At 65.5% G+C, this 7,534-nt stretch carries 7 protein-coding genes and 1 pseudogene; all 8 read right to left on the bottom strand.

Annotated elements, in window-relative coordinates; translation table 11 throughout:
• Window positions 1-782, bottom strand: a 782-nt coding sequence (locus AC1DY5_RS34530; protein ID WP_478118862.1) for an acetate/propionate family kinase, incomplete at its 3' end; no start/stop codon positions are given.
• Window positions 783-829: 47 nt separating this feature from the next.
• The gene (locus AC1DY5_RS34525) at window positions 830-1,792 is read right to left on the bottom strand and encodes a phosphate acetyltransferase (protein ID WP_478118861.1); all 963 of its coding nucleotides are present in this window, start codon (window positions 1,790-1,792) and stop codon (window positions 830-832) included.
• Window positions 1,793-1,984: 192 nt separating this feature from the next.
• A complete protein-coding gene (locus AC1DY5_RS34520) occupies window positions 1,985-2,644 on the bottom strand; it encodes a VIT1/CCC1 transporter family protein (protein ID WP_478118859.1) in 660 nt (219 codons plus the stop codon).
• Window positions 2,645-2,651: 7 nt separating this feature from the next.
• On the bottom strand, window positions 2,652-4,265 hold the full coding sequence (locus tag AC1DY5_RS34515; RefSeq protein ID WP_478118857.1) for a SulP family inorganic anion transporter: 1,614 nt from the start codon (window positions 4,263-4,265) through the stop codon (window positions 2,652-2,654).
• Window positions 4,265-5,080, bottom strand: a complete 816-nt coding sequence (gene ppk2 / locus AC1DY5_RS34510; protein ID WP_478118855.1) for a polyphosphate kinase 2 — start codon at window positions 5,078-5,080, stop codon at window positions 4,265-4,267. The genes AC1DY5_RS34515 and ppk2 overlap by 1 nt, the downstream gene beginning before the upstream one ends.
• 285 nt (window positions 5,081-5,365) lie before the next feature.
• Window positions 5,366-5,782 carry a F0F1 ATP synthase subunit epsilon gene (locus AC1DY5_RS34505; protein WP_478118853.1) on the bottom strand — a complete coding sequence of 139 codons (417 nt, stop codon included), beginning with the start codon at window positions 5,780-5,782 and terminating at the stop codon, window positions 5,366-5,368.
• Between the two features lie 22 nt (window positions 5,783-5,804).
• A complete protein-coding gene (gene atpD, locus AC1DY5_RS34500; protein WP_478118851.1) occupies window positions 5,805-7,220 on the bottom strand; it encodes a F0F1 ATP synthase subunit beta in 1,416 nt (471 codons plus the stop codon).
• A gap of 36 nt (window positions 7,221-7,256) precedes the next feature.
• Window positions 7,257-7,400: pseudogene (locus tag AC1DY5_RS34495) on the bottom strand (F0F1 ATP synthase subunit gamma); the annotation flags it as partial.
• Between the last annotated feature and the right edge of the window lie 134 nt (window positions 7,401-7,534).

The following is a 7,534-nucleotide window of genomic DNA, read 5'->3' as shown; positions in this document are numbered from 1 at the left end:
TCCATGCCCTTTTCGTTCATGAGGTACAGCAGCACGCCGGGATCCATCGCGCCACAGCGTGTGCCCATCACAAGCCCGTCGACCGCCGTGAAGCCCATTGTTCCCCCAATGCTGGTTCCGGCCCGCAGCGCGCACATGCTGGCGCCGTTGCCCAGATGCAGGACCACCGTTTTGCCTCTCGCCGCGCGCTCGTCGAACTGCGGCAGGACCCGCGCGACGTACTCGTACGATAGTCCGTGGAAGCCGTAGCGCCGCACACCCGATTCGGTCAGCGCCGAGGGCAGCGCGAACGCCTGAGCCACTGCAGGATTGCTGCGATGGAACGCGGTGTCGAAGCATGCCACTTGCGGCAGTTCTGGCGCGAGCGTCATCAGACTGCGGATCGGTGCCAGGTTGTGCGGCTGGTGCAAGGGGGCGAGCGGCGTCAACTTCTCCAGCATCGCGACCACCTCGTTGTCGAGCAGCGCTGGACCCACGTGGTCGACGCCCCCATGCACCACGCGGTGGCCGGCCCCGACAAGGTGGTGCTGCCCCGCGTATACAGTCTTGAGCCAATCGACGACGTGGGCGACCGCGCCTTCATGCCCGAGTTTGGCGCCGGACGCCCAGCGCTTCTCACTCGCGATTTGGCCCAGCGGATCCTTGGCGATGAAGTGCGGATTCGTGTCGATGGACTCGACTTGGCCGCTCGCCACAAGTGTCGGCTCAGCGGCGGCCTTTGCAAACAGCGAGAACTTGATGCTGGACGAGCCGGCGTTCAGGACTAGGATGGCGTCGGTCACGGACTACCTCTTTTTGTCTGTTCAATCGATGGAAAAAAGCGCGGCGGTCAGGCGATCACCTTGGCCACATCCGCCCGGCGCGCTGCCGCGACCAGCACGGCGACGGCGCACGAAGCCAGCCGCGCTGTCACCGAATCGGCGCGGCTCGTCAGAATGATCGGCACCTTCGCGCCGAGCACGATTCCCGCCGCATCGGCGTTGCCGAGGAAGACCAGGCTCTTGGCGAGCATGTTTCCCGCCTCGAGGTCGGGAACGACGAGGACATTTGCGCGCCCCGCGACGGCAGACTTGATTTGCTTGATCTGCGCCGCGCCGAGGCTGATCGCGTTGTCGAACGCGAGAGGCCCGTCCAGCGTTGCGCCGGTGATCTGACCGCGGTCGGCCATCTTGCACAGTGCCGCGGCCTCTATCGTCGAGAGCACCTTCGGATTCACCGTTTCCATCGCCGACAGAATCGCGACCCGAACCTCCTCGAATCGCAGCGCGTGGGCGAGGTCAATGGCGTTCTGGACAATATCCACCTTCTCCTCGAGGGACGGCGCGATGTTGACCGCGGCGTCGGAGACGATGATTGCCTGGTCGTACGTCGGCACATCGAGTACAAAGCAGTGACTGATCCGGCGCGACGTGCGAATCCCAGTGTCCTTCCGGACGGCCTCGCCCATCACCTCGTCGGTATGCAAGCTGCCCTTCATCAGTGCCTCGGCCCGGCCTTCTCGCACGATCTGCACGGCCATCGCGGCGGCGGCGTGGCTGTGCGCGGCATCGACACACTCGTAGGATGTGATGTCGAGCTCGAACTCCTTCGCGACTGCGGCGATCTTCGTCTTCGGTCCGACCAGGATGGGCCGGATCAGGCCGATCCTCGCGGCGTCGATCACCGCCTCGAGCGCACTGCGGTCACACGGGTGCGCGACCGCGGTCGTCACGGGTTCGAAGGACTGGGCTGCCGCGATGAGGCGGCGGTACTTCTCGTGCTGCGGATCGATGACTCTGTTTGCTTCGTTCATGGCGGCGCCTTTCGTGGTTGGGACTCGCTTTGCCTTGTGGCAAACCTATCCTTGACGGTTTCGATGCTACGGATGGGTGCTCTTGGAATGAAGTGAGCGCGGCGTGACTAACGGCGCGTCGGCATGCGGCGGTTGCGTCCATGGTGTAGATGGCGCTTCGCGCTCTCGATCCTTGGGTCGACGGGATCGGGTTCATCCACCGAGTGCCTTCACGGACGCGATCAGCGTTACCCCTATCAGGACCATGAATACACCCGTCCGTGCCGGGCACTGGTATCCGGCATAGCGTCCCAGCGCCCACCCGGCGACAAACAGCATGAGCAGCGTGACGGCGCGCGAGATCTGCATCGCCAGGGCGATGTCGTTCGTCAGCATGAATGGCACGACAACGGGAAACGTGGCGAGCACAACGAGCAAGAAGATGCCGGCTGCCGCTAGGTAGTCGCGGCGTCCGAGCACCGTGCCAGCCGGCATCGGGTGAGCGAGCAACTTTCGCCTCATGCCCTCGAGCTCGTTCGCCCCAGTGATCGCGATGAAGTTCGCCGGCAGCGCGTGTCGGATCAGGTGGTGGGCCGAGTTCGCGTCGGCGTCGATCACGCGCTTGGCCAGGTGCCGCAGACGCGCGCGCTCGGTCAATGTGCGAACGAGGTACATGACCGCGTCGACCAGCCCCCACGCCAGGTTGCAGCCCAGCGCGGCTGCCATGGCGGTTCGCACCTCGTTGCTTCCTGCCTTGGCGATGGACAGCGATCCCAGGATCGTGACTGCCATGATCAAGCCGAACAGGATCTCGGCACTGCGCTCGACCGGGTTCAGCAGGCCTTCGCGGTCGGCGCGCGCATCGATTCGCATGCCCGCTCTATCGTTCGCGCGCCGACGCATACCTCGCAACGGCCTCCTCGAGGTTGAGGAGCATCTTCTCGCAGCCCAGCGTAGACCCCAGCGGCGAACGATGAACCATGTCCAGCACGCCGGGGTTCAGCCCCACGAACCAGAGCACTAAGCCCTGCTCGCGATAGCGCTTCTCGGCTTCAGTCAGCATCTTGAGGGCGGTGTACTCCAGGTCGAAGACACCCGAGAAGTCGAACGCCACGACCCGCGGCCTGTGTTCTGCAACGAAGACGCGAATCTTCTGTCCGACGCGCTGGGCGTTGGCGAAGAACAGACGCCCCTGCAGCCTCAGCAGCAGCAATCCAGGATAGATCTCGTCGTCCGGATGCTTGTCGGTCTGCGGCCTGAATCCGTTGGTGCCCGGCTTGCGCCCGAGCACGTACACCGGCGGATCCGACACCTGGTGGGCGAGTGCGACGAGCGACACGACGATGGCCACGAGGATGCCTTGCAGCGTCCCGAGCAGGATGACGCCGGCCAGCGCAATGAGCGCCCAGCCGAACTCGGTGCGGCGCTCCTTGAGGATCTCGGTGAACTCTCCCGGCTTGATCAACCCGACCGAGTACACGATGACCACCGCCGCCAGCGTGGCGTCGGTCATGAGGCCGATCAGCGGCGCCAGCAGAAGCAGCGTTCCCAGCGCGACCCCGGCCGTGACGAGGCCGGCCATCTGCGAACGGCCCCCCGCTTCTTGGGTCACGGCGGCCTGCGTGGTGCCTCCGCCGGCGGGCATGGCGCCAATGAAAGCGCCGCCGACATTGGCAAGCCCGATCRCGAACAACTCCCTGTTCGGCTGCGGCGCGGGCTCCGTGCTGCGCGCGAATGCCCGTCCCGCTGTCACCGATTCGGTGAAACTCATCAGGGCGATGCCCAGCGCCGCAGGCCAGAGCTGCTCCAAAAGTGCCAGGCTGGGCCAAGTGAGCGAAGGCAGCCCCGTCGGCACGGTTCCGACCGTTGCGAGGCCCAGGTGATCGAGCCCTGGCAGACTCATGCCAGCGATGCCGCACGCTACGGCGACGAGCGGCGCCGGCGCCTTCGGCACGTAGCGCTCCAGCAGCACCAGCAGCACCACCGTGCCGCCCCCCACGAGGAGCGCGACCATCGACGTGTGCGGCAGCCCCTGGCCAATGGCAAGGAGGTTGTGGACGAAGGATCCCTTCTGAAAGTGCAGAACGAGCAACTTCGGAAGCTGGTCGACCACGATGACGACGCCGATGCCGGCCTTGAAGCCCACCAGCACCAGCTCGGAGGCGCCCACGAGCAAGGTCAGCGAGGCGCAGGCCGTCGCAAGGTCGGCCGTGCCGCTCGCGCTGACCTGGCCCAGCGCCGCCCCGACCAGGATGGCGATCGTCGTGGTCGTGCTGACGCTGAGTGCGCGCGAGGTGCCGAGGACAGCATAGATTGCCATCGGCACCATCGCGGTGTAGAGGCCGACGCTCACCGGCATCCCCGCGACCGCGGCATAGGCCAGCGACTTGGGAATGACCACGGCGGCCGCCGTCAGCCCGGCCACCAGGTCGAGCTTGATCCAGTCCCTTCGGTAGTCGCCGATCCAGTCCGGAAGAGCGAACCGCCCCATCATCAATACCTCTCGCGGACGAATCGGTAGGGGTAGTCGGGTTCGCGGTAGTCGCCCTCCTTCTGGCGCTTCGGCAGCTTCACCGCCTGGCGGGACACCGGCTGGTAGGGGATGCGGCCGAGCAGGTCGCTGATGACGTTCAGGCGCGCGCGATGCTTGTCATCGGAATTCGCGACGAACCATGGCGCGAACTCCGTGTCGGTGGCCTTGAACATGTCGTCGCGCGCCCGCGAGTAGTCGTACCAGCGGCTGTACGACTTGAGGTCCATGTCGGACAGCTTCCAGATCTTGCGGCCGTCGCTGATGCGCGCCTGGAGTCGGCGCGTCTGCTCCTGCGGGCTGACCTCCAGCCAGTACTTGAGGAGGATGATCCCGGAGCTGACCATGGCCCGCTCGACGTGCGGGACATCATGAAAGAAGACCTCGAGCTGCTGCGGGGTGCAAAACCCCATGACGCGCTCGACGCCGGCGCGGTTGTACCAGCTGCGGTCGAAGATCACGACCTCCCCGGCTGCCGGCAGGTGCGGAACGTAGCGCTGCACGTACATCTGGCTCTTTTCGCGCTCGGTCGGCGCCGGCAGTGCCACGACCCGAACCACACGAGTGCTCACGCGCTCAGTGAGCGCCTTGATCGTTCCGCCTTTGCCGGCGCCGTCCCGCCCTTCGAAGACGATGCAGACCTTGGCTCCCGCATGCGTGACCCATTCCTGCAGCTTGATCAGCTCGACATGCAGATGGAACATTTCCTTCTCGTAGTCCTTCTCCGTCATCCGTGCAACGTCGCGTTCAGTGCGTTCCGCCTTGCGCTTTGAAGCCATGTCAAACATCTCCATCAGGGTTGATGATCGTGCAGCATGTGCCCCATAAACTCGCTCACATTGCGCCGGATGGCGCGGAGCAAGGCGCCGATCTGTGAGCGTCGATGCTATCGATCGGCGCTCGCCGAATGAAGTGAGTGCGCCGTGACTAACGGGTTGGTCGAGGTCACGGCGCCCCCGACGAACGCCGATGCGTGTTGCGACAGATACTATGGACGGGCACGCGCGAAATGAAATGAGCGGGCGTGACTAACGGCCGCGCCCAACTCGCGCTCCGGAGGCGTGTCACTTCCTGCGCAAATTGCGCACTGTGGCGATGCGGGCCGCCATCTCCAGGAACTCGCCCTGCGCCCTCGCGAAGTCGATGTCGCTGCGGGCCTGCTTCGCCGCATCCTCGGCCTGCTGCGCGGCCTGCTGCGCGAGGGCCTGATCGAGGTCCTTGCCGCGAATCGCCATGTCGGCCAGAACGGTGACCGTGCCCGGCTGAACTTCGAGGATGCCGCCGGCGACGAAGACGAACTCTTCCTGGCCGGTGTCCGCGTGTTCTATGCGAACCGCGCCCGGCTTGATGTGCGTTATCAGCGGCACGTGGCGCGGCAGGATGCCCAGCTCGCCGCTTTCGCCCGGCAGCGCGACGAACTTCGCCTCGCCGGAGAAGACCTGCGCCTCGACGCTGACGATGTCGACGTGGATGGTGGCCATCGTTGTTCCTTACTGCAGCGCGTTACTGCAGCGTCTTGGCCTTCTCGAAGGCCTCGTCGATCGCGCCGACCATATAGAAGGCCTGCTCCGGCAGGCCGTCGCATTCGCCGCTGACGATCATCTTGAAGCCCCGGATCGTTTCCTTCAGAGGCACGTACTTGCCGGCCATGCCGGTGAACACTTCTGCGACGTGAAAAGGCTGCGACAGGAAGCGCTGGATCTTGCGCGCCCGCGCCACGATCAGCTTGTCCTCCGCGCTCAACTCGTCCATGCCCAGGATCGCGATGATGTCGCGCAGCTCTTTGTAGCGCTGCAGCGTGCCCTGCACCGACCGAGCGGTGTCGTAGTGGTCCTCGCCGACGACATTCGGGTCGAGCTGGCGCGAAGTCGAGTCCAGCGGGTCCACCGCCGGGTAGATGCCGAGCGATGCGGTTTCCCGACTCAGCACCACGGTCGAGTCCAGGTGAGCGAAGGTCGTCGCCGGCGACGGGTCGGTCAGGTCGTCCGCGGGCACGTAGACGGCCTGCATCGACGTGATCGAGCCAACCTTGGTCGAGGTGATGCGTTCCTRCAAGCTGCCCATTTCCTCGGCCAGCGTGGGCTGGTAGCCCACCGCGGACGGCATGCGGCCCAGCAGTGCCGACACCTCGGTCCCGGCCAGCGTGAAGCGGTAGATGTTGTCCACGAAGAACAGCACGTCGCGGCCTTCGTCGCGGAACGACTCGGCGATGGTCAGACCGGTCAGCGCCACGCGCAGGCGGTCGCCCGGGGGTTCGTTCATCTGGCCGTACACCATGGCGACCTTCGACTCTTCGAGCTTCTCCAGATTCACGACCCCGGCGCCGGTCATCTCGTGATAGAAGTCGTTGCCCTCGCGGGTGCGCTCGCCCACGCCCGCGAACACCGACAGGCCGTTGTGCGCTTTGGCGATGTTGTTGATGAGCTCCATCATGTTGACGGTCTTGCCCACCCCTGCGCCGCCGAACAGACCCACCTTGCCGCCCTTGGCGAACGGGCAGATTAGGTCGATCACCTTGATGCCCGTTTCCAGCAGTTCCTGCGACGGGCTCAACTCACCGTACTCGGGCGCCTTGCGGTGGATCGGCATCACCCGCTCCTGGGCGATCGGCCCGCGCTCGTCGACCGCCTCGCCCAGGACATTCAGGATGCGGCCGAGCGTGGCGCGCCCGACCGGCACGGAGATCGCGGTGCCGGTGTTGGAAACCGACAGGCCGCGGCGCAGGCCGTCGCCCGACCCGAGCGCGATCGTCCGTACCACGCCATCGCCGAGCAGCTGCTGCACTTCGAGTGTCAGCGCCGCGGCATCGACCTTCAACGCGTCGTACACCTTGGGCACTGCGTCGTGCGGGAAGGCGACGTCGACGACCGCGCCGATGCACTGGACGATCGTGCCGTGGTTCAGGGTGGTTTCAATCATGTTCTGCCCTTCGTTCAAAGTCTTTCGGTTGATCACCTAGACCGCTGCCGCGCCACCGACGATCTCGGACAATTCACGGGTGATGGCCGCCTGGCGGGTGCGGTTGTGCAACAGCGTCAGTTCGGCAATCACATCGCCGCCGTTGTCAGTCGCGGCCTTCATCGCCACCATGCGCGCCGTGACTGCGAGGTTCGGGGAGGTCGACGCCTCGGGCCGCAAGTGCGAGGTGGTCGCGATCGGCAACAAGGGCCTGGGGTTCCTGAACCGCATCGGCGCCAGGGTCCTGTCGCACGCGACCCAGCTGGGCGACAAGC

This window comes from Variovorax sp. P4_D9 (assembly GCF_056401695.1).
Note: the sequence above shows the minus strand (reverse complement) of the source record. Positions and strands in the feature narration are given on the sequence as shown.